General features: G+C 32.2%; 18 protein-coding genes. 4 read left to right on the forward strand and 14 right to left on the reverse strand.

The genetic code is table 11. From position 1 onward, the window contains the following. Window positions 1-234 precede the first annotated feature (234 nt). On the forward strand, window positions 235-1539 hold the full coding sequence (locus tag V9L04_RS12140; protein WP_338790078.1) for a tetratricopeptide repeat protein: 1305 nt from the start codon (window positions 235-237) through the stop codon (window positions 1537-1539). Window positions 1540-1676: 137 nt separating this feature from the next. Here the strand turns inward: V9L04_RS12140 and surE are convergent, their stop codons facing one another. The 3 genes from surE to V9L04_RS12155 all read right to left on the reverse strand — a co-directional run bounded on the left by surE (window position 1677) and on the right by V9L04_RS12155 (window position 3910). Further along, window positions 1677-2498: a 5'/3'-nucleotidase SurE gene (surE, locus tag V9L04_RS12145; protein WP_338790079.1), complete on the reverse strand. Its 822-nt coding sequence runs from the start codon at window positions 2496-2498 to the stop codon at window positions 1677-1679. Window positions 2499-2723: 225 nt separating this feature from the next. After that, window positions 2724-3503 (reverse strand): hypothetical protein, encoded by a 780-nt coding sequence (locus tag V9L04_RS12150; RefSeq protein ID WP_338790080.1) that lies wholly within the window; start codon window positions 3501-3503, stop codon window positions 2724-2726. 134 nt (window positions 3504-3637) lie between these two features. Next, on the reverse strand, window positions 3638-3910 hold the full coding sequence (locus tag V9L04_RS12155) for a YiaA/YiaB family inner membrane protein (RefSeq protein ID WP_338790081.1): 273 nt from the start codon (window positions 3908-3910) through the stop codon (window positions 3638-3640). 181 nt (window positions 3911-4091) lie between these two features. Between V9L04_RS12155 and V9L04_RS12160 the strand changes: the two genes are divergently transcribed. After that, on the forward strand, window positions 4092-4826 hold the full coding sequence (locus V9L04_RS12160) for a hypothetical protein (protein WP_338790082.1): 735 nt from the start codon (window positions 4092-4094) through the stop codon (window positions 4824-4826). A gap of 124 nt (window positions 4827-4950) precedes the next feature. Continuing rightward, window positions 4951-6447 carry a DASH family cryptochrome gene (locus V9L04_RS12165; protein WP_338790083.1) on the forward strand — a complete coding sequence of 499 codons (1497 nt, stop codon included), beginning with the start codon at window positions 4951-4953 and terminating at the stop codon, window positions 6445-6447. A 302-nt stretch (window positions 6448-6749) separates the two neighbouring features. Here the strand turns inward: V9L04_RS12165 and V9L04_RS12170 are convergent, their stop codons facing one another. The 11 genes from V9L04_RS12170 to V9L04_RS12220 all read right to left on the reverse strand — a co-directional run bounded on the left by V9L04_RS12170 (window position 6750) and on the right by V9L04_RS12220 (window position 21004). After that, window positions 6750-10280, reverse strand: a complete 3531-nt coding sequence (locus tag V9L04_RS12170; protein ID WP_338790084.1) for a T9SS type A sorting domain-containing protein — start codon at window positions 10278-10280, stop codon at window positions 6750-6752. Window positions 10281-10321: 41 nt separating this feature from the next. After that, window positions 10322-10726 (reverse strand): hypothetical protein, encoded by a 405-nt coding sequence (locus V9L04_RS12175; RefSeq protein WP_338790085.1) that lies wholly within the window; start codon window positions 10724-10726, stop codon window positions 10322-10324. Window positions 10727-11239: 513 nt separating this feature from the next. Further along, window positions 11240-11659 (reverse strand): lipocalin family protein, encoded by a 420-nt coding sequence (locus V9L04_RS12180; protein WP_338790086.1) that lies wholly within the window; start codon window positions 11657-11659, stop codon window positions 11240-11242. A gap of 137 nt (window positions 11660-11796) precedes the next feature. Next, window positions 11797-15216 (reverse strand): FG-GAP-like repeat-containing protein, encoded by a 3420-nt coding sequence (locus tag V9L04_RS12185; protein ID WP_338790087.1) that lies wholly within the window; start codon window positions 15214-15216, stop codon window positions 11797-11799. Window positions 15217-15267: 51 nt separating this feature from the next. Continuing rightward, window positions 15268-15681, reverse strand: a complete 414-nt coding sequence (locus V9L04_RS12190; RefSeq protein WP_338790088.1) for a hypothetical protein — start codon at window positions 15679-15681, stop codon at window positions 15268-15270. Window positions 15682-15837: 156 nt separating this feature from the next. Beyond that, a complete protein-coding gene (locus tag V9L04_RS12195) occupies window positions 15838-17964 on the reverse strand; it encodes a TIGR03032 family protein (protein WP_338790089.1) in 2127 nt (708 codons plus the stop codon). A gap of 216 nt (window positions 17965-18180) precedes the next feature. After that, on the reverse strand, window positions 18181-18531 hold the full coding sequence (locus V9L04_RS12200) for a DNA-directed RNA polymerase subunit omega (RefSeq protein WP_338790090.1): 351 nt from the start codon (window positions 18529-18531) through the stop codon (window positions 18181-18183). 82 nt (window positions 18532-18613) lie between these two features. Continuing rightward, the gene (gene bamD / locus V9L04_RS12205; RefSeq protein WP_338790091.1) at window positions 18614-19510 is read right to left on the reverse strand and encodes an outer membrane protein assembly factor BamD; all 897 of its coding nucleotides are present in this window, start codon (window positions 19508-19510) and stop codon (window positions 18614-18616) included. A gap of 64 nt (window positions 19511-19574) precedes the next feature. After that, window positions 19575-19943 (reverse strand): hypothetical protein, encoded by a 369-nt coding sequence (locus tag V9L04_RS12210; RefSeq protein ID WP_338790092.1) that lies wholly within the window; start codon window positions 19941-19943, stop codon window positions 19575-19577. Window positions 19944-20109: 166 nt separating this feature from the next. Next, window positions 20110-20574 (reverse strand): hypothetical protein, encoded by a 465-nt coding sequence (locus V9L04_RS12215; RefSeq protein WP_338790093.1) that lies wholly within the window; start codon window positions 20572-20574, stop codon window positions 20110-20112. Window positions 20575-20722: 148 nt separating this feature from the next. Then, on the reverse strand, window positions 20723-21004 hold the full coding sequence (locus V9L04_RS12220) for a hypothetical protein (RefSeq protein WP_338790094.1): 282 nt from the start codon (window positions 21002-21004) through the stop codon (window positions 20723-20725). Window positions 21005-21361: 357 nt separating this feature from the next. On the opposite strand from V9L04_RS12220, the gene der reads away from it, so the two are divergent. Beyond that, window positions 21362-22669, forward strand: a complete 1308-nt coding sequence (gene der / locus V9L04_RS12225) for a ribosome biogenesis GTPase Der (protein ID WP_338790095.1) — start codon at window positions 21362-21364, stop codon at window positions 22667-22669. Window positions 22670-22682: the final 13 nt, after the last annotated feature.

Genomic DNA, 22682 nt, shown 5'->3' on the forward strand with positions numbered 1-22682 from the left:
AAATAACATGCTTATATTTTTTGATTAACAACGTAGTGTCTGTATCTTTGTAGTCAGTAAAAATAAATTGCAATTGCAACATCTTGTTTACTAAAGAGTTATATAGTTGAGATTATTCCTAAATCTGTTTTGGTTAAGAAAAACTATAATTCAACACATTAATATACAATCTATATCTATATTTCAATTAGGCTTACAACTTTGTATTTGTTCCTTATTCGTCATTTTTTATACATGAAAAATACTATTTTTTTAATTATTTTGCTGTTTAGTATATTTCCTTTGTTGTCAGCTCAATTAGCAGCCCAACATTCTGGAGGTGGACTAGAGGAATATGTACAAGCAGAAACATTTAGAGCCAAACGACAGTATACAACAGCCATTTCATTGTATGACAAAGCTATTGCCAAAGACCCAAGTAATTATAAATATTTTGTACAGCAAGGTAAATGTTATTATTTGCTCAAAAGAGTAGACAATGCAATTGATTGTTTGGAAAAAGCAACCCAATTAAAAGAAGACCATGTAGAGTCTTATATCGCTCTTTCAAAGCTATATGGCTATAAAGGAAATATGTCAAAAGTAATAGTTTATTTGGGAAAAGCAGCACAGTTTGAAGATAATACACAGCGTCGTTTGTCGTATCGTTTACATATTTTGAAATTATTGTATTCTCAAGAAGAAGTTGTAGGTTTTCCTGTTCATTTGCAGGATGCTCGTTCGATTGCTCCCCAAAACTCACACGTTTGGTATTTTTCAGCTTGGTATCATAATCAAGAAAAAGAATATGCACAGGCTATTTCAGATGCAGAAGCTGGATTGAAATTATTGAGTGATTCTAAAGATGCTCCTCGTTTTTATTTTCAATTGGGTTATGCGCTACATGAAATTGGAGAGTATGAAAAGGCAAAAGATGCTCTAGCAAAGGCAAATGTAGGTTCTTTCAAAGAGAAAGTTTTCAAGATGATGCCCAATTATCAATATAGATTAGCACAAGCATATCACACTATTTTTGAATATAAAACGGCAAAAGAATATGTTCATCAGGCTCTAAAACAAGACCCAAATTATGCACAAGCTAATGAACTAGGAGGACAATTAGCAGTAGAAGAAATTAATCATACAACAGTTATAGAAAGACTGAAAGTTGCAGTCGGACATGCAAAGGATTATGATACAAAGGCTCGTTCTTATTCAGAATTGGCTCTTTTACAGTTTCAGAATGAGGATTATCAGGAAGCTATCCATTCTTCAGATTCTTGTTTAGCTATTCAACCTTTGCGTTATGATGTTCGTTTTTTGCGTGCAGTTTCACTTTTTCATTCAGGAAATACAGATGAAGCCATTACAGAAATGAGACAGCTTTCTCATTTGAGTAACATTCCTCCAACACTACAAGCCCAATTTACCTTTGCAACAGGTGTAATGTATCGAAAAATAGGAAAAAATGATTTTGCTATTCAATATTTTAAGAATGTAAAACATGGAGATTTTAGATACGCAGCACAAGAAGAGATGAAGAAATTGAATGCTGTTTAGTTGTGAGAAAATGTCGCTCATAAGATACCAAAAACGAATTATAATTTCATACAAAGAGGAATTTGAATGCTTCAAATTCCTCTTTGTACTAATTCTAAATTCTAAAATTCTACCTTCTAAAATCTAAATTTGTATTTTTATATATCCCATTCGTTGTTGATATGTGTAATTCCGTGGTGTGCTGTCATATCGAATTGACAAGGCACAATAGAAACATACCCATTATTTATTGCCCACTCATCGGTATCATCGCCTTTGTCTGGATTTACAAAATCTCCTGCGAGCCATAAATATTCTCTACCATAAGGATCTGTTCGTAAATCAAATTTTTCTTGCCAACGTGCGTGTGCTTGTCTGCAAATTTTTGTTCCTTTTATATCGTTTTCTTCTTTAGTTTCTTTATCAAAGCGTGGAGGAAAATTGACGTTCAAGGCTACATTTTTAGGAAGTCCATTTTTAAGTGTTTGCTCTGCAATTTTTAATAAATGAGGACGAATATGAGAAAAATCAGCATTTTCTCCATAATCACACAATGAAAAACCAATTGAGGGAAGTCCTTCAATAGCTCCCTCAATAGCTGCTGACATCGTTCCAGAGTATAAAATACTAATTGAGGTATTACTGCCATGATTAATTCCACTCACTACCAAATCAGGTGTTCTGTTTTGGAACAAATGAAATTTGGCAAGTTTGACACAATCAGCAGGCGTACCAGAACATTCATAGGCTTCGACATTCAAATCTTTAAAAACATCAGATTTTCTAACTTTCAAAGGCATGTGAATTGTAATAGCATGTCCCATTCCAGACTGTGGACTATCAGGAGCAACTACAATTACTTCTCCTAAGAGAGTCATCATTTCTACTAACTCTCGTATTCCCTTTGCTGTAATTCCATCATCATTCGAAACTAAAATCAATGGTTTTTGATTTGTAGCTATTGATTTATCGTTTTTCATAATCTATTCCTCTTAATTTTTTTGTTTAGCTGATAAAGTAAAGGTAGGAATTTTTGATTGTATAATAAACCTTATCGTGGTTTGTATTAAGATAGTTTAGACTTCCATTCTGAACATCAAACAAATTATTTTATAAAATTCAACAGTCTGGAAGACTGTTATACAAAAATAAGTGTGATAACCTTTATTGAAAGTTTAGAAAATATTCGAATTGTATAAAATAAATTATGCTTCTTTTATAAACCTCACAAGCTGCCTAGCTTGATTCAGAAACTGAGCATCTTCTGAAAGTGATGCAATTTTGTTTTCAGTTTGTTTAACTAGTGCTTGATGATTGGATTGTGTTTGAACGTTCAGAGTTTCAAAATTCTGACGAATTTGTCGCATAGATTCTCTAAGTTCTTGCATTTCATTTTCTTTGCGAGTTACCCAAGAGTTTGAATTTTCTATATCTAGTTTTTCAGTCAGTGCTGCCACTTCATATTTTAATTGCTCCAAATCAGAAGTAACCTTATTTATGTCTTCTCTAGGATATTTTATGCGTTGGCTCATATTCGAAAGACGGTACGAAATATACTCATACATCCTGACAGAAGGGCGAAGCACCGTCAGGGCAAGTGCAAAACCAGCTCCCACATAACCCACAACACTAACACCTGTTTTTGCTAAAATATAAAGACCAATAGCTGATAAAATATGCAGAAGTATAGCAACAAAAAGGTATATTTTTGATATTTTTTGAGCATACTCAATATCAATATTTTCAACTGAAATTCCTGTCTTTTCCGATTCTTTTACATCTGACAAAATTTCTTTTGCTTTAAAGTGCATATTCCAAGGAACAGTAGTGATAAGTAAAAGCCACCAAAAAATACCTACTCCGATTGCCCAATCCATAAAATCGCCTGTCGGAATTTGAAGCCATTTTAAAACTCCAAAAACAATTAAAACTAAAAAAGTTATGCCTACTAAAGATGAGCCAAGGTCTGATGATGATTTTTTCATGAGTATAAAATAAAGTTAAATTTAAAATAAGTAAACTGTCAAGATACTTTTAAAGTGTCAGATAGTTATCAGAGTAAAATAATAATTTTTCATAAATGTATTTTTATTATCATTCTTTCGAGCAACAATTTTTTTTACTCAAAATCTTTCAAAACTCGTTCAGTTTTGGCATTTTTGATTCGGTTAATAATTTTGTCACTTTCGTGGTCGTCTCTAATAGTTTTTGAGAGTGTGAAGGCAGAACCAACTGTAAAGAACATACCCATTAATAAAAATCCTTTTATCCACCAATCGGCTGGAAGATATGCAATTCCTGCGCTTGTGCCTACAAAGGCAAATAAAAATGAAATCCAAGTTTGGATTCTCCAAGCAGAAGTGTTTTTTTGATGTAATTCTGTATTGTCCATAATAAAGTTTAATTTAGAAGTATATTTTTGTGATATAATAGACTTAACGCAAACCTAGAATCTACGTTGAGCAACAAAAATAAAAAACTGACTTTATTAAAAATACGATGATTTTGTTAAGTGTCCTGTAAATTAATTTTAACAAGCTTTTTATTACCTATTTTAAAATAAAACCGACTTTATGAAACAGCTTTTTTTATCGAAAATAATTTTTAAGTTAGTAACCTTTTTACTATTTCTATCAGTTTATTCCTATTCTATTCTATTAAAAGCACAGCAAACTCAAGAACAAACTACAAATCAAAATCAGGTGTTGCCTCCCAAAAAAACGGCTATTTCGTTTGTTCCTACTTATATTTTTCGTTCTACATTACAAATCGGAATTCAACGTTTTAATAAATATCAAGACCGAAGTTTTGTTTTGTATGGAGGACTTACAGGACTAAGTAATGAATATCTGAAAGAAAGTGGATATAATTTGGAAGCTCAATATCGTTTTTATGTAAAGCGTTTTAAAGTTCGTACAAACTCAAACAATAAATCTTATCAACAAGGAATTTATGTGGGTATTTGGGCAAGAGCAGAGCAGTTTGAACAAAATTATGACTATAAAGATATTTCTTACTTTGATGATACAGGAAAAGAAAACTTTCTTACTTATAAAGGAATTCAAAATACAGAGGCTTTAAGTGGAGGAATTCAGTTTGGTTTTCAACAAACCTTTGCTCAATATTTTTTTGTTGATTTATATGTTGGAGCAGGATACAGAGGTGTAAATACAGAAATACAAACAGAAATTCAGAATACAGAAAAAATTCAACACAGTGATATTATCCGTTGGCACAATGGTATTTTTGATAGAGGTTATCAAGGTGTTTTGCCGAGAGCTGGTTTTGGTTTGGGTGTAGTTTTTTAGTAGTAATATTTAACAATTGTAGCAAACAGTTTACTAATTGTTTGAGTTTAGGTTGTAATAAAAATGATAATTGTCAGAATACTTTAAAGTGTGCGACAATTTACTAAGACAAATAAAAAAATCCATGAAAAATACGCTAGTTTGGCTTCGCAACGATTTACGATTAAATGATAATCCAGTTTTAAAAAAGGCTTTTGATACTAAAGAAGCTACAACTAATGTAATTCTAGTTTATATTTTTGATGAAACTAATTTTGAAAAAACAAAACTTAGTTTACCTAAAACAGGAGTTTTTAGAACTAATTTTTTACTAGAATCTGTACAAGACTTAAAGAAACAACTTCAAAGTTATGGTTCTGATTTATTTGTTTACAAAGGAAAGACAGAAGATATTTTATCAAATCTTGCCCAAAAATTAGAAATAGAAACTATTTTTAGTTCGAAAGAAATAACTTATGAAGAAATAAATTTGGAAAACAAAGTAAAACAAGTGTTGTCAAAAACGAATACAAGATTAGATTTAACTTTTCAACAAACTCTTTTCAGTTTTGAAGAATTACCATTCGAATTAGATAATTTGCCAAATATTTTTACAGAATTTAGAAAGCAGATAGAAAAATCTTCAATTGTTTCAAAACCCATTACTATTCCTAAAGAGTTAGAAAATTTAAAAGATAAAAGTGAATTTTTTTCTGAATTAGAATCTACACAACTTCCTACTTTACAAGATTTTGGTTTCTCAGAAGTAGAAATAAAATCGTTACATCATCCAAAAGCAGTTCTGAGATTTGAAGGAGGAGAAACAGCAGCTTTACAACGATTAAATTATTATCTTTTTGAATCTAATTTACTTCAAACCTATAAAGAAACACGAAATGGACTTTTAGGAGGTGATTATTCTTCCAAATTTTCAGCTTGGCTTTCCAATGGTTCTATTTCTCCAAAAATGATTTGGGCAGAAGTAGAACGCTATGAAAATGAAATAACTAGCAATGAATCTACATATTGGATAAAATTTGAACTTCTATGGAGAGAATATTTTAAATTTATTGCAGCCAAATATGGCAATAAAATTTTTCTTTTAGAAGGCATGAAAGATGATGAAAATCTAGAACGTATTTATGGAAAAGATAGAGAAACATTAGAAAAGCATTTTGAAAATGACCCATCTAAAAAGTTATTTGATAAATGGAAAACAGCCAAAACAGGAATTCCTTTTATTGACGCAAATATGAAAGAACTCAATGAAACAGGTTTTATGTCTAATAGAGGAAGGCAAAATGTAGCTTCTTTTTTAGTAAAAGATTTGAAGCTAGATTGGCGTTGGGGAGCTTCTTATTTTGAAACAAAATTGATAGATTACGATGTTACAAGTAACTGGGCAAACTGGGCATATATTGCTGGCGTAGGAAATGACCCAAGAGAAAACCGTTATTTTAATATCATCAAACAAGCTAGAGATTATGATGAAAATGCTGAATTTGTAAATTATTGGTTGCCACAGCTTAGCGATGTTCCTACTAATTTGGTTCATACACTTTACAAACTCACACCCAAAGAACTAGAAAAATATGAGATTTCTTTAGGTGGAAATTATCCATATCCTTTAGTAAAACTTTAAAATAGAAAAAATTTTGTTAGTAGTTTTTTGACAATAGTTTGTAATGAAAATACTTATTTATTTGAAATAAAGAGTTATGAAATTAATCTGTTCAATTCTGTTTCTACTACTATTTTTTTCTCAAAATGCTTTTCTCAAGATTATTCTAAAATGTTTGCAAATGAAAAAGCTAAAGTTATAATTTATGGAGATTTGTATCCTTACTCTTTGCTTTTGAAAAGTCGGACAACACTATCATAAAAAAAGCCTATTCCGTTTTGGAATAGGCTTTTTCATGAAAATCTAGGTTATAAAATTAGGATTTATTTCATAATCGTAATTTTTTGTTGATAGACTCCTTTTTCAGTTTGCACTTGAACAATATAAACGCCACTAGAAACTCCATTCAGTTCGATGTTTTGTTTTGAACCATTATTCAAATCTGAAAGTGATTGTGTAAGAATAACCTTTCCTGTTAAGTCAACAACAGTTAAGTTAGCCTTTTGTGCCTGAATTGCTTTAAATTCTACTGTAAAGCTACCATTAGATGGATTTGGGAAAAGAGAAATTGCAGAACGTTTGTCTGTTTCATCTTGTCCTAAGACGATAGAAGGAGTTAAGTAAACAATATTTGAATAAGCTCCTAGTTCATAATTGTTTCCTCCTTGGTTTACATAAATAGGACGAACACGGAAAGAATACTTTCTGCCATTTAATAAATCTACTCTTGCAAAAGTATTTGGAGTAATGCTAGCAAGTATAGTTGGTTCTTCATCACCTATTCCCATATAGACTTCAAATTCTAAAAAGTCCATACCTTCTGGTACATCTGTCCATTCTAAGTCTACATATGAATAACCTGCTTGTCCTGTCAGAACTGGAACATATTCTGGAATAGGGTCTTCATTACACTTCAATACGAATGATTCTACACTACTACAAGTAGTTCCATTGTTTAAAGTCGCAGTAACTGTGAGTGTGTAAGTACCACTTCTATTTACTAAAACAGAAGCTGTAGTTGAAATTTCATACTGTGTATTAGCTCCTGAATACATCCAAGAGTAAGTTAAGTGATTATCATTTTGATTACTAATCTGAGCTGTCAGTTGGTTAGATGTACACTCTACATCAATTCTATCTGCAATAGGAATAATAAGAGGTTTGTAATTATAAGTAACTTTCAAATCATTACTCACTGTTGTACAACCTAAAGATGTGTTATCAGTTGCTTTAACTCTATATGTACGAGTTTGAAGAGTTGTTGCATTTGGCTCATTTATAGAAACTGAAAATAGTGGGCTGTTAGAGGTAGCTATTGATGTTCCATTTTCGAATAATTCATAGGTCATATTACCACTATGAGTAGCATCTGAAGCATTAATATTAAATTGGAAAACATTTTCACAATACTCTAAATCTTGACCTAAATTGACTACCAAATTAGGTTTGAAAGTAACCTCAACTTCATCAGCTTGTGTACAACCTGTACCACGAGAATCAGTAACTTCTGCACGATAGGTTCTTGTTTGAGCTACACCAGCTTGAGAAGCAAAAGAAACATCTAAAGTAGCATTTGTTGCTCCATTAATAGCCACTCCATTTCTAAACCATTGGTAAGAAATAGTACTGCCATGAGAAGCATCAGCAGCATTAAGTGTAACTGTGCCAAAAGCATCACATGCTATAATATCTGCCCCTAAACTTATAATTGGGTCTGGAACAAAGGTAACATCAATTTCATCAGCTTGACTACAACCTGTTGGAGAAGAATCTGTTACTATTACTCTGTAAGTATTTGTAACAGGGTTACCACCTGTAGAAGTAAAGTTTACATTTAGAGTTGAGTTTGTTGCTCCATTAATAGCTACTCCATTTTCAAACCATTGATATGTAAAACCTGCTCCTTGAGAAGGGTCAGAAGCATTAAGTATAATTTCACCTGCTGCGTCACAACGAGAAATATCATCCCCTAAATCAAGATCAAATTCACCTGCTCGTATAGTAAGTATTATCTCATCTTGTACATTACAACCAAATGCACTATTGGAAGCCTCTACTCTATAGTTTTGAGTAAAAGTAGTTGAGGCAAATTGTGCTGGAACAGTATAATTTCTATTTGTAGCACCTGTAATAGCTGTACCATTTAAAAACCACTGATAAGACCAAGAAGATGAGTTAGGAGTAACACCTGCTGTAAGAGTTGTTGTTTCTCCTGCACATATAGAATAATCGTCAGGCAGTTGTAGTGAACAAGGATTGGTTACAATTGAACAAGTTGTACTAGCGGTACTACCTGCAAGCTGAACTAAAGTATGAGTAGTTTCTGTATCGCCATATCTACTAATCATAAATACATAATATTCATTTGGGTTTACATTAGTTAAGGTAACAGTTTCATTAGATGTAAAACTAAAACTACAATCAGTAGGTGCACCTAAATCAGCACCACATACATCAGGTCGTGTAAAAGGTCCCCAAACAGCATAATCATAGTCTGCATCAAGATTTCCAATCATTTGAAAGCTAAGTGTAGAGTTAGTAGGAGCTGATGGATCTACCTGCAAATAATACCAAGCTGAATTTCTTTCAGAAGCACCTAAACAACCAAAATCAACACCTGTGATAATCTCATTAACAGCACCACGAGCTGTACCAGAAGAAAATGTAAGAGTTGTTGTTAAATCTACACATAAAGGACGTTTGAATTCACAGTCTGCAAAGCCACAAAGAGGAATTTCTATAGGCACTATCTGAGTTGTACCTGAGCCATTTACTTCTCCAGATGCAATTAAACTACTTTCACAAAGAGAGGAATTACCTGCTGCATATAAAATCCAAGTAGCATCACCAGTAGAAGCAGAAATACCATCTCCAAAATTATCTGTGAAGGTAACAGAAACATCATCTCCTATAGTTTGACAACCTAAATCTAACATAATAACGTTTTCTTCTGGTAAAGTACCTACTGCTCCTGAAGCTACTACAGTTCCTCCTATGCTTATAGAATATGAATTTTCTGTATCACTAAATGAGTCAGTATAAATAGACATATATAAAGGTACTTGATTTGTCCCACATGTTGGTTTAAGTTGTAGTCCACCTGCAGGAGTTAAAATACCTCCATCTCCAACCACAAGACTTGATAATAATGGAATGCCTCCATAAGACATTCTCCAAGAAGGACTGTTATAATTTCCATCAGGTTCAATACCATCTCCAGAGTTATCTAAAATTTCTACTTCTACTATGTCAGTAGGAGCATGACATCCTACATAGAGATTATAATCAGTACCTGTTTCGTCAGGAAGACTTCCTACTGCACCACTTGCGACAACTGCTCCATTTATTTTGATAGAATAGCTGTTTTCAGTATCTGAAAAACTATCAGGATATAGCTTTATAATTAGACGTTCATTTGTGCCTGAACAAGAAAGAGGTAATCCTCCAGTAGGAGTGAGTAAACCACCAGATTCTATGACATCACCAGACAAAATCACTACTCCTTCATACTGAATGTTAAAATCAGGAGAATCTTCATCAGAACCGTTAAGTGATATGTCACTTATTCCATCGTCGTCATTGTCATTGACTGTTACTTCTACCATGGAATTATTTGCATGGCAACCAATATAAAGTTCTACCACCTGTTGATTTGCTAGGCTTCCTATAGCACCTGTTGCTACTGTTACTCCATCAACTTTTACTGTGTAATCATTATCTACACTACTTTGTCTATCTGTATAAAGGACTACTTTTAGTTCTCCTTGCCCAACAGGACATTGAGCAAAAGTATTAGTATAAAATAAGAATAAATTTAGGATTGAGGTTATTCCTATTAAGAATATATTTTTCATTATGGTTATTTTTTTTTACTAGCTGATTGAATTAAAGGGGATTATTTGATAATTAATGACTTGAAATGTTCTTGAGCTGCTTCATCATTTGTGAAGTTTTGCTTCATTGTAACTATCTGACTTTTGATATTGGCTACTTTAGAGCGAACAAAAGCTAATGTAAAAGTACTTTGTAGATTATTTTTTACCACTAAATACATTGTGTTTGTGCCAACTTTAGAGAATGAAATCTCTTTTGGATTAAAAGAAGAGAGGGATTCATTTAATAGTTGTGCAAAATAATGTCTTTCATAAAGAGGTATATCATCTTGTCCGATTAAGAAAAATAGTTTATCATTTTTTTCTCCCTTAAAATATACCTTTTCAGGATTGGAATAATTGATCTGTGCATTTGCTGAATATGAAATAGCAAATGTAATTAGAAGCAGAAATAGTAATTTTCTCATTTTATAAAAAATTAAATTAAAAATTAAAACAATATACAGACTAAACACACTATCCTTATTAGTGAATATTTGGTTAGATTTTTTTTTACCTAAACTAGTAAAGTTAAGCAGGGTTTTCTCATAAAAAAATAAAACCCTGTTGAGTGTTAAAGGCTACTGTCTAAAATTAAACATGCTATGTTTAAACATAATAACCTTATAAAACAATGCAGAAACAACCATTGAGGATTTTTATAAGAAAATCCTGTAAAGTTAAAGATGATATAAATCTCCAATAATCTATTTAATTTGCATTCTGTGATAATATATAGTTTGCTTTGAACAGATTTGTTAATAGAATATATGTCAAAGTATTATTATTTCAGAATTTTAGTAATGCATTTAGTTTGGCAAATATATGATTTTTTCCTTTTAAACCATATTATTTATGTAAATAACAATGTACAAACAAAAAAGCCTTTTTATTATATTAATATATAATAAAAAGGCTTTTAAAAAATTAGCTAATACTTTTTATGATCGCTCAAATGTATATCTATAAGTTGTAGTTTGTTTACCTGGTTTAGATACTTCCCACTCCCAAGTCATGGTGTTTCCACTAAGAGTTACCAAACGTACAGAAGTTGAGCCATCAAAAACTAAGAAGCCACCACTAGCTTCATAAGTACCACTTAGTTTTGAAGGAACAGGATTAGACATTGGATTAGTGATAACATATGAATTACTAGAATTTAAAGAAACAGTAAATCCTTGAAAAGATGATTGTTCTGCTACCTCAGTTCCATAATTGGCTTTAGTAAGTGTCCAACTACCAACGAAAGCTCCATCAGTAACTCCATTTGGATCTGATGTGAGTGAAGAACAAGATGTAAATGCTCCTACGCTTATTAATAAGATGAAAGAGGCGAGTATACGCACATAATTAAATTTCATATAAATTTCGTGTTTTAAAGATGATTTTTGATAAATGATACAATCAATTTGATTATATCAAAAATTAGGATGAGTATTTTATAATAGAATTGCTCATACTTTTAAAAGCTATAAGCAATTCTATTTTTATTCAAATATTAGCGTACAACACTGATTTTTTGTTGATAAGTACCTTGAGCAGTTTCTACAAGAATAATATACATACCAGAAGCTACATTGCCTAAGTTAATAGAGCTTTGAGAAGCATTCAAAGTAGTAGTATAAACTCTTTGTCCAGAAATGCTTGTTACACTAATAGTAGCAGAAGCAGAGCCATCTTGTAACTTAATATTGAATTCTCCACTATTTGGATTAGGGAAAAATGCAAATCCTGCTTTATTTTTATCATCTTCTCCTAATACAACAGAAGGTCTCACTGTTACTACATTAGAATAAGGACTATATTTACCATCAGTGTAAACAGCACGCACCTTAAAGTTAACATTTTGACCATTCATAAGACCAATTGCTCCATAAGAAGTTGTTGGACTAAATCCAAACAAGAAGTAAGTACCACCTTGTCCTGGATCTCCATATACTTCATACTCACGGATAGGACGAGCTCCAGTAGCTGTCCAGTTTAAGTTAGCTGAGTTATAACCAGCAGAAGCGGTCAAATTAATAGATACTTCATCAGAACAAGAAACAGATACAGTAACAAGATTACTCTCACAACCAGTAGTTCCTACAGCTCTTACAGAGAATGTTTTAGGTCCTGTTTGTGGTAATGCTAAAGGATCAACTTCATAAGAAAGTCCAGTAGCAACTGCGTTATTATCTTTATCATACCAAGTAAATGTAAGATCACTTAGCAAGGTATTACTAGATTCTACATTTAAAGTAACTGGTTCACAAGAAAATACTGATGTTCCTTCTGTAACAGATATAATAGGAGTTTCCTTCACTACGTTCACTACAACTGTTGATTGACAGCCTGTAACACTAGTAGCTCTTACTCTATAAGTTTGAGTTTCTAGAGATGGTATTGTAAATGTTTGACCAGTTCCCACAACAGTATTATTAGCATTGAGCCATTCAAAGGTAAGATCGCTTAATGAGAAATTACTAGAAGCTACACTCAAAGTAGTTACTTCACAAGAATTAACTGTAGTTCCTTCTACAACAGAAATAATTGGAACATTCTTAACAACATCTACAGTAGGTTGATTTGATTCACAACCAGTAGTTGATACAGCTTTTACAGAATAAGTTTCTGTATCTAAAGAAGTCAAAGTAAAAGTAGGACCTGTAGCAACAGCATTGTTGTTTGAGTCATACCAAGTTACTGTAAGGTCAGATAATGCAAAGTTAGTTGAACTAATACTTAACGTATTTATATCACAAGAAGAAATTGAACTGCCTTCTACGATAGAAATTACTGGCGTGTTTTTGATTACATTTACAGTAGGTTGATTTGATTCACAACCAGCAGCTGATACAGCTTTAACAGAATATGTCTCTGTATCTAAAGAAGTCAGTGTAAAAGTAGGTCCAGTAGCAACAGCATTGTTGTTTGAGTCATACCAAGTAACTGTAAGATCATTTAATCCAATGTTAGTTGAACTTATACTCAACGTATTTACATTACAAGAAAAAATAGATGCTCCTTCTACTATAGATATTTCAGGTATTACTTTTGTGTCTTTATAAATAAATAAGTCAGAACTCTTATTACCTACAAATGCTTCATAATTTCCATCTTGATCTATATCAACAACTGTAACATCATAATCAGTATCTGCATTATCATCAATTCCAAAACTATTTCCAGCATCTACAAAGTTAGGTGCTGTACTAGTGCCAGTATTGAGATAAAATGATATAGCAGCATCATCTCCATAAGCAAGATCTAGATCACCATCATTATCAATATCTACCTCGCCAAAACTTGCTCCTGCAGCAATTCCACTAAGACCAAATGGATTAGTTACTGCTGCTGCATAGGCAGGTGCTGTTGAAGTACCTGTGTTTTCAAAATAAAGAGCTCCAGCTACGCCACGACCTACTAAAATATCTTGATCACCATCACCATCGATATCCATAAATTCAGGAGCACGTAAGCTACCTCCTGCTCCAGTCAAACCAAATGGACTTACTACAGGGGCTGCAAAGTTAAAGGTAGTTGCATTGCCTATATTTTCAAAGTAAGTGAGGTTAGTACCTGCAAAACCACCTACCAAAATATCTATATCACCATCACCATCTAAATCTGCTACAGTAGGATGAACCTCAAATCCACCTACAGTTAGAATAGATACAGGAGCTGCAAAACTAGCACCAGGAGTAGAGGTAGCAATGTTTTCTATGAAAAGCACATCTCCACCATCATTTCCCAAAATTATATCAATGTCTCCATCACCATCCATATCGGCATAGTCTAGTGCATTGTAACCATCAGCTAGAGTTGCTATATCAAAAGGAAAATTACTATATTTAGGCTCAGTAGGTGTACCATAATTTTCATGATAGATATAATCTCCAAATTCTTCTCCTGAAATTAAGTCAAAATCTCCATCATTGTCTACATCTGCAAACGAAACAGAACTCCAAGTGGTGTTACCACCTCCTATGAAGAAAGGATTAACTTGATTTGATGCAAAAGAAGGAGCAGTTGCTGAACCTGTATTTTCATAATAAGTGAAATTACCATAATAATCTCCCATCATTACATCAGAATCACCATCATTATCTAAATCTGCAAAATTTAGTCTAGTTACATAGCCTATGTTATCAAAACCAAATTGATTAGCAGGAGTTCCAGCCACAAAAGTAGGAGCAGTTGCTGAACCTGTATTTTCAAAGAAAAAAATGTTAGTATCTAAAAGATCTCCTATAAACATATCTTGGTCACCATCACCATCAATATCCACAAAAGAAGGTGCTGTAAAGTTGCCAATTCCAGCTGTTGTGATACCAAAAGGGTTAGCTATAGCAGCTGCATAGTTAGGAGCTGTCGCACTCCCTGTATTTTCTTGATAAAGAATACCACTGTTAAAAGTACCAATAAAAACGTCTAAATCACCATCATTGTCAATATCCACAAAAGAAGGAGTAAAATTACTACCTGCAAAGTTGGCTATTAAATCTGCACCACTTAACCCATTAGGAGCAAGTACAGGTGCTGCCCAGTTTGGAGCAGTAGTAGTTCCTGTATTTTCAAAAAGACGAAAATCATCTGAAGCAGGAATTCCTCCACTACCAGAAATAATATCTATATCCCCATCTCCATCAAAATCTACAAATACAGGAGCGGTTCTATAAGGAGTATTAGTAAGACCTTGAGGATTAGTTAAAGCCCCTCTGCTTTCTATCTGTTCAAATGCAGGAGGACAGTCAATAGCTTGAGCTTGAGCGTCATTAGCTGAAAATACTGCTGAAGAAACACTAGCTATTGCTACTACTTTAATAGCATTGCGTTTCCAAGATAGGGAAAGTTGATGAGCATTGAAGCCATTAATATAATCTGAACAGTATTCTGAAACAGATTTTTTATTGATCGTATCGTTTATTTTTTTCATATCAAATAATATGGAAAGTTGTTTAATTTTTTAATAAAATAAATCTATTTATTATTCTCCAAGTTGATTTACAACAAGCGCAAAAAGACGCTCTATGTTTTGAAGATATAAAGTATATTGTGCTGAAGTAAGATTCATTTTCATTCTGTTACTATGAAAATCTTTTCTTTCTTCTGTAATTCGATTTACTTTACTTAAAATAGTTTCTTGTTCTTGAGTAGAAAGAGTACTTGTTCCTGCCATAATAGCTAAATAATCACCATTAGAATCTCGCTTTGCTACAAGCTTCTCGTTCTTTCTATAATAAACACGATTTGTTATTTTTACCATTGCCTGCTGTTCAGCAGTAAGAGATAATAGCGTATTCATTTCGCTGGTTAAAAGATCTGCTTTCTCTTCTGGAGTTTGTGCAAATGCAACAAAACCGATAAAAAGGAACAGAAATGTTAAAATAATTTTCTTCATACTAGATATGATTTAAAGTTAGGGTTAAATAAATTATACATTTTGTGTAAGTTACCACAAATATATAAATTCTTTTTAAAAAAAATGAAAATTTAGGTTTTATATTTGATTGATATATAGGCGTTTTTACTTTTTTGTAGTATATGATTTTGATTATTATAATGCTTTATAAGATACCTTCTGTTCAGTAAAATTAATGAGGTAAGGTTTTAAAAAATGCTCTACAAATCTAAACATAGTCTTATGATCTTGTGGTATTTGCCAAATGCCATATTTATAGCCTTCCTCTAAAACTAAACTAATGGCTTTTTTACATAGTTGTAACAACAAACTTCTTTTTTGAAGACCTAAAATTTTAAAATCAACAAAAGAACCTGTAAATTCTATTGTATCTGCTTTGATTTTGTGGGTAATAATCCATCCAACTATTTCATTGTTATAGCGTAAAATAACACTTGTGTCTAGGCTTACTAAATGAGGAGACTGAAACGGTGATACAATGTCAGGATACCAGTCTTGTGTGTTTTTCTTTTCTTGAATGATTTTCTTTTCTTCATTGGTTACATCTTTCCACATTCCAATTTCCATAGTAGATGGAAGAGGAGGAAGATTCTTGAGCCAAGGGGCTTTACTGATAGAATCATTGGAAGCTTTACAAAGACTAAGCTTGGCTATTGGTTTTTCCCATTTTTGTTTTGCTAGTATAGCTTCTATAGTATCTTTTTGAGTCCAGTCTGATACATAATCCATTATAATACCTTGCAACTTTACTTTTCTAATTATTTTTTCAGCTTTTATAAGAAGTTCTTTACCAATGCCCATACTACGATAAGGAGGGATTACATACCAACTTAATATTCTACCTACTTTATTAGGCATTGCTTCAACCACAATACAGCCTACTTTGTGCTGACCATTATGAGCTATCAACATCATCAAAGGTTCATTTACTTTCCTTGCCTTAGCTAATTGATCTAGTTTAGGAAAAGTCAATTGTCCAAATTGTGTAATTATTTGCTCCAAAGAAACATTTACACTAGCTTGATATTTTATAGCTTCTTTAGAAGTAGCAGCCATATCAGGATTTGTATGTTGTGTTGGGCGTTTTGGAAGTGGCTGAGATGGTTTCGTTTCAGAGTGGTTAATGCTATATACTGATTTTTTAGGTTTTTCAATGCTAGTAAGAGCTTTAAAATCTACTTTATTATCATCTTCTTCAATGGCAATGAAACGAGCAATATCATCAGTTTGTAAATCTATTGCAGAAGGACGTTTTGTATTGGGTAAAACTTGTACGTCATAAAGCTCAACTATTTCTCCTTCTGACTCTAAACTATGGATTATTTCTCCTGTATTTATATCTACTACAAAAACACCACACTTTGGCTCTGCTTTTCTTTTTTCTAATAGTTCTTCTAATGGCAGCCCTGCAAAAGTTCGTTCGTGTCTTGGTTTAGAAAGCCCAATGAGAGCGTAGTTTTTATAAAATGCTAATCCACGCAAAAATCCATCAAGCCATGTAATGGGAACAAATTTACCGTTTTCTACATATCCAAACTCTCCTCTACCTGCATTCAATACCCACAATTTATCTTGATAATAGCGAGGAGAATGAGGCATTGAAAGTCCTTCTGCTAGAATTGCATTAGTTTGCATATCCATAACAACACCTCCATTGTGCCTGTGTTCTCTCCAAGCATCAAGTCTATCTGTCTGACTGACCATAGTTACATAGCGAGGACTACCATCACGCATTGCCATTCCGTTGAGATGACAACGGTCTTCAGAAATCATTTTAGTAATAAAAGGAGGTGTCCAAAGAGGTTTGAAGTTATATTTTTCGCTTACTTGTGCAATACAATTATAACGAGTATTCACAAAAACAATATCTCCATTTTTATTCCTAGAAATATCATGGGCATCTAAATCTCCAGTAGTGAAAGCCTGACGAGGAATATATACTTTATCTGCTTCTTTATGAATTTGTCTTTCTGCAAGAGCATTCTCAAAACGCCAAAGTAAAAAACGAGTACTTAAAAAAAATGAATTTTCAGATTCTACATGCAAACCCATCGCTCTTTCAAAAGAACGCTCTGAAACAAATAAGTGTTTTGTGGTATCTCGCCCTATCAAAAAAAGTTTATTTGTTTGATATGTCGAAACAGCTAAACTAATTTCTTCTGTTTTAAGCCATTCCAAAAAATCAGAATTATAATGAAAAACAGTATTTGATTCTGTTTGATGGGATAGTGTAGTAGTTGCGATAGTATTTGATGTTTGCATTTATATATAAATACGATTACTTAGAAATAGATGATAAAAAATATCAATTTCTATGAAATAAGATGTAGAAACGGTGGAGTTAATTAATAGTGTTAATTAATCTCATTTAATAATCCTGAAAATTACGTATTAATCATTGTTTTGCCAAATTTTGCCCAAAAAAAATACAGTCAAATGTAGTATTCAACTGTATTTTTTAATTTATCCAAAATAAAATTATAAAGAAGCTTTGTCATCTTCTGACTGACGATAACGGTAAAATAATTTTCCTTCCATAAGTTCGTCTGTTGCTAAAGAAGTTGATTTTGGCATGCGTTCATATTGGCGAGAAACTTCAATTTGTTCTTTGTTTTCAAAAATCTCTTCCAAAGAATCTGTTCCTACATTAAATTCCGATATTTTTTGATTTAGCTCTTCTTTTGTCTCTGTTGAAATTTGACGAGAACGTTTAGAAATTACAGAAATAGATTCGTAAAGATTACCTGTGGCTGCAATGATGGCTTGTACATCACGAGTATGAAGGTTAGCAGTCTGAACACGACGAGGATTGAATTTTTTAGCTGACATATTTATATAAATTGATTTGTTTTTATTGTAGTATAACTTTTAAAAAAGAAAAAAGCAACTTGATTTTTTATAATTCTATAACTTATTCAGATTCTCCAGCAGAGCCTTCAGAAGTAGTTATTTTTTTAGGATCTTTCTTGTCTTTTTCTTTTGTATCAATAACTTCTCCTTTTTCTATGTTTTTAAGAGCTTTTTCTATGTTTTCATAGATATTTTCAGCATCTTTTACAAAAGGACTTTGTGGGTAACGGTCTATCAAATAAAAGTAGTACGTTTTAGAAATCTCATAACGCTCTTTTTGTTTGCTATAAATACTGTTTTTTGATAAATCATATTCAGACTTGAGACGTAAAAAAGCAGCTTCTGCAAGTTGGGGAGCATCAGGAAATTCTTTTTGAAAGTTTTCTAATGCAATTACAGCAGCTTTATAACGACCTAAATTATAGAATAATTCTGCATTTTCGAAGGCTTTAAGTTCTAATTTTGCTCTTAGTTCGTCCAAATGATTACTTGCTCTTTTGGCATAATCAGTTTCAGGATAGGTATTGATTACATCTTGAAAGGCCTGAATGGCTTCTTTTGAACTTTCTTGGTCTAAATGTACTCTCGGAGAATCTTTATACAATGAAAAAGCATTCATAAAATAAGCCTCTGGAGCATTCGGGCTTCTACGATATGTAAAGTAAAAATTTTTGAAATAATAAGCAGACAAAAGATACTGCTTTTGATAAAAATGGCAATAGGCATATTTGAATTGAATGTCTTCTGCTCGTGGGTCGCCTTTTACTATCGGAACTACATCTTCCCAAAGTAATCCTGCACGATAATAATCGCCTTCTTCGTAGTATTTTTGAGCTACTTTGTCACGTTCACGCCAGTTTGGATCTGACATTGCCTTTGTGAATTTACTACAAGAACTAAAAAAAACTGTAACTAATAAAGTACAGATTAAAAGAAATAAAAGATTTATGTTTTTCATTTGAATGAATTTCGTGTTACTGTTTGGATAATACGTTTTGAGAATTAGATTGATTTTATTTTTCTTATTCAAGATTTAATTCTATCATAGAATTCGTGATAGTATCTACATCATAAATTTCTTTAGCTGTTTTTTCAATAAAGGCAATACAAAAATCATATTCCTTTGTTGAATTAATACTCATCTTACAACTATAATTACCTTCTTTTTGAGGTTCTGTCCAGCCTAAATCAATTATTTTTTTCTGTAAACTCAAATTTAATTGTTTTGTAGAAGATAAATAATGGTTAGAAACGGCTTCTAGTAATAAATGACTTGAATAATATTCTCCAGCGACTTGAATATAATACTCTCCTAAATTAATAATTAGGAAGTTTTGTTTTCCTCCTTCTTCTATCAATCGTTTGAGTGAATCGTGGAGTGCATTTTTCATAAAATAGACACTTTTAAAAAATTGATAATTAGATGATTATAGAATAATCTATAATTCTGTTACAATATATTTTTTTCAATCTGCAAAGATACAATAATATAATTTGATTTTCAATTTCTGAATTGTCTACCAATTACTTAACAAATTATTTCTTTCATTTTTTGTCTTAAAAATGAATAATTTGCAAGAAATAAAGCACTGTAAAGGCAATACCTAAAAGAATAATACCGACAGTAAAACCAATAAAAAAAGTCGAAACTGAAAAAGGAGGTTTGTTTTGAGCTTCTAATTCTTCAATGACTCGTTGTCTTTCAGCTATTTGTTCTTCCAAAACTTCTGCCTGTCTTAATCTTTGTATGCTATCTTCTTCTCGGTCACTAATTTCTGTACGTAAAGCTTCAATGGTTTGCTGCGTACTTTCAGTCATTGTTTTGAGTTGAGTAAGATATTCTTCTCCCCAAAGTCCATTTCGCCAACGTCTGTAAGCCAATTTTTCAGATTTATCAGCCGTAAAAACAACCTTCAAAAAGGCGATTAAGATGATAATAAAAAAAAGACTTGCAATACCCACAAAGGAAGCAAGCAAAGTATCATCCATCAATCGCTCCCAAAATAAATTCAAATTCTCCATAGAATCAGTTACCAGTTTTTTCAATTATCAGTCATCAGTTACCAGTTATCAGTTAAAGACCAATACAAGTAGTTGAAAAGACAAGATAATTAAGTTCATAATAATTTGTATTTTTTCTATCCCATTTCCTAATTCCTGCCTCCCAAAATTACACAAAAAAAGGAAGTAGCCAAACCACCAAAACAATAACAATTGAACCAAAAAAGCCAAAATAAGAAACATATTTCAAACTATCATCCAAACTCTTAAAGCCACTCAAACTAAGTCCAAGAGCAATCAATCCAGAAATAGTAAATAATAAAAGCACACGAGTATGATGAAGTGCATCACCAAATGCTGCCATGCTACTAGACACTTGTTTGAGTTGATAAAGAACATAAAACATAGAGATTACCAAACCAGCACTAATATAAGGAGAGTATCTTTTCATTGGAGTAATTTTGCTCAATTTAATTATAAAATTACTCAAATATAAGGTTTTCTATCCATTTTATTGCGTTTTGTTTGTCTTTAAAAATTTGGATATTACTATTTAATAGTATTTTTTAGAAAATCAACTCGTAGTTCAGTTGTACTATTTTTTTTTAATAAACAAAAAAAGTCATGAAAATCTGAAAACTAAATCACAAAAAAATAAGAATACAGACAAATCAATTTTAGAAGTCCAAAAGAGTTATGTAATTTTGTAGATTAATAGAAAAAATGAACATCAAAGTTTGCTTTATAGGCAAAACTCAAGTGAAAATTCAGAAAAAACAGGAAATAGTATTTCCTCAAAAAATAAATTATGTCAAATATTGTAGCTATTGTAGGACGACCAAATGTCGGTAAATCTACTCTTTTTAATCGTTTAGTTGAAGAACGCAAAGCTATTATGCACGATGATAGTGGTGTTACTAGAGATAGACATTACGGGCAAAGCGAATGGAACGGTAAATTTTTTACAGTCATCGATACAGGTGGTTATGTTGTCGGTTCAGAAGATGTGTTTGAAAAAGCAATACGTGAACAAGTAGAAATTGCGATGGAAGAAGCCAGCGTAATTTTGTTTATGGTCGATACCCATGTCGGAATTAGTCCTCTTGATGAAGAATTTGTAAAAGTATTAAGACGCTCTAAAAAGCCTCTTTATTTAGTAGCCAATAAAGTAGAAAGTTTCGAACATAGAACAAGTGCATCCGAATTTTATAATTTAGGAATAGGCGAACTATATTGTGTTTCTTCTCAAACAGGAACAGGAACAGGCGATTTACTAGATGAAGTAGTCAAGAACTTTGAAGAAGTAGGAGAGGAAGATCCAAATGCAGGGTTGCCAAAAATTGCTATTTTAGGTCGCCCAAATGTAGGTAAATCTTCATTTTTAAATATCCTTTTAGGAGAAGAGCGAACAATCGTTTCAGATATTTCGGGAACAACTAGGGATTCGATTGATACACATTACAAAGCTTATGGAAAAGAATTTATCTTGACTGATACAGCAGGAATGCGTAGAAAAGCAAGAGTAAAAGAAAATATCGAATTTTATTCGGTAATGCGTTCCTTGAAGGCTTTAGATGATTGTGATGTTTGTATTATTATGATTGATGCAACTCAAAAACTAGAATCACAAGATTTGACATTGATACGCTTAGCTATTGATAGACATAAAGGAGTCGTTTTGATTGCCAACAAATGGGATTTGGTAGAAAAAGATTCCAAAACAGCTCATGAATATACATTAGAAATGCAGCAAAGATTGGGTTCGGCTGCTTGGGTTCCAATTATTTTTACTTCTATGCTAACAAAACAACGAGTTTTTCAGAGTATAGAAAAAGCAATTGAAGTATATGAATCAAGAAGCACCAAAATTTCTACTTCAAAACTCAATAATGTATTATTGCCAGATATTAAAAGAACACCACCACCTGTTCACCGTGGAAAAAATATCAATATAAAATATATTACACAACTTACAGGAAGTGCGCCTTTGTTTGCTTTCTTTACTAATTATCCTCAACATGTACACGAGTCGTACAAGCGATTTTTAGAAAACAAAATTCGTGAACATTTCGGATTTGAAGGTGTGCCGATTCGTATTATTTTTAAGGAGAAATAGTATTAGAATTACG

It is taken from the genome of Bernardetia sp. MNP-M8 (genome assembly GCF_037126285.1).
Classification (GTDB): domain Bacteria; phylum Bacteroidota; class Bacteroidia; order Cytophagales; family Bernardetiaceae; genus Bernardetia.

Excerpts from the sequence above, each read along its gene's own strand:
- V9L04_RS12215 (WP_338790093.1), bottom strand. The coding sequence starts at position 20,574 with ATGGAGAATTTGAATTTATTTTGGGAGCGATTGATGGATGATACTTTG.
- V9L04_RS12150 (WP_338790080.1), bottom strand. The coding sequence starts at position 3,503 with ATGAAAAAATCATCATCAGACCTTGGCTCATCTTTAGTAGGCATAACT.
- surE (WP_338790079.1), bottom strand. The coding sequence starts at position 2,498 with ATGAAAAACGATAAATCAATAGCTACAAATCAAAAACCATTGATTTTA.
- V9L04_RS12175 (WP_338790085.1), bottom strand. The coding sequence starts at position 10,726 with ATGAGAAAATTACTATTTCTGCTTCTAATTACATTTGCTATTTCATAT.
- V9L04_RS12170 (WP_338790084.1), bottom strand. The coding sequence starts at position 10,280 with ATGAAAAATATATTCTTAATAGGAATAACCTCAATCCTAAATTTATTC.
- bamD (WP_338790091.1), bottom strand. The coding sequence starts at position 19,510 with ATGAAAAACATAAATCTTTTATTTCTTTTAATCTGTACTTTATTAGTT.
- V9L04_RS12220 (WP_338790094.1), bottom strand. The coding sequence starts at position 21,004 with ATGAAAAGATACTCTCCTTATATTAGTGCTGGTTTGGTAATCTCTATG.
- V9L04_RS12195 (WP_338790089.1), bottom strand. The coding sequence starts at position 17,964 with ATGCAAACATCAAATACTATCGCAACTACTACACTATCCCATCAAACA.
- V9L04_RS12160 (WP_338790082.1), top strand. The coding sequence starts at position 4,092 with ATGAAACAGCTTTTTTTATCGAAAATAATTTTTAAGTTAGTAACCTTT.
- V9L04_RS12190 (WP_338790088.1), bottom strand. The coding sequence starts at position 15,681 with ATGAAGAAAATTATTTTAACATTTCTGTTCCTTTTTATCGGTTTTGTT.
- V9L04_RS12140 (WP_338790078.1), top strand. The coding sequence starts at position 235 with ATGAAAAATACTATTTTTTTAATTATTTTGCTGTTTAGTATATTTCCT.
- V9L04_RS12200 (WP_338790090.1), bottom strand. The coding sequence starts at position 18,531 with ATGTCAGCTAAAAAATTCAATCCTCGTCGTGTTCAGACTGCTAACCTT.
- V9L04_RS12180 (WP_338790086.1), bottom strand. The coding sequence starts at position 11,659 with ATGAAATTTAATTATGTGCGTATACTCGCCTCTTTCATCTTATTAATA.
- V9L04_RS12210 (WP_338790092.1), bottom strand. The coding sequence starts at position 19,943 with ATGAAAAATGCACTCCACGATTCACTCAAACGATTGATAGAAGAAGGA.
- der (WP_338790095.1), top strand. The coding sequence starts at position 21,362 with ATGTCAAATATTGTAGCTATTGTAGGACGACCAAATGTCGGTAAATCT.
- V9L04_RS12165 (WP_338790083.1), top strand. The coding sequence starts at position 4,951 with ATGAAAAATACGCTAGTTTGGCTTCGCAACGATTTACGATTAAATGAT.
- V9L04_RS12155 (WP_338790081.1), bottom strand. The coding sequence starts at position 3,910 with ATGGACAATACAGAATTACATCAAAAAAACACTTCTGCTTGGAGAATC.
- V9L04_RS12185 (WP_338790087.1), bottom strand. The coding sequence starts at position 15,216 with ATGAAAAAAATAAACGATACGATCAATAAAAAATCTGTTTCAGAATAC.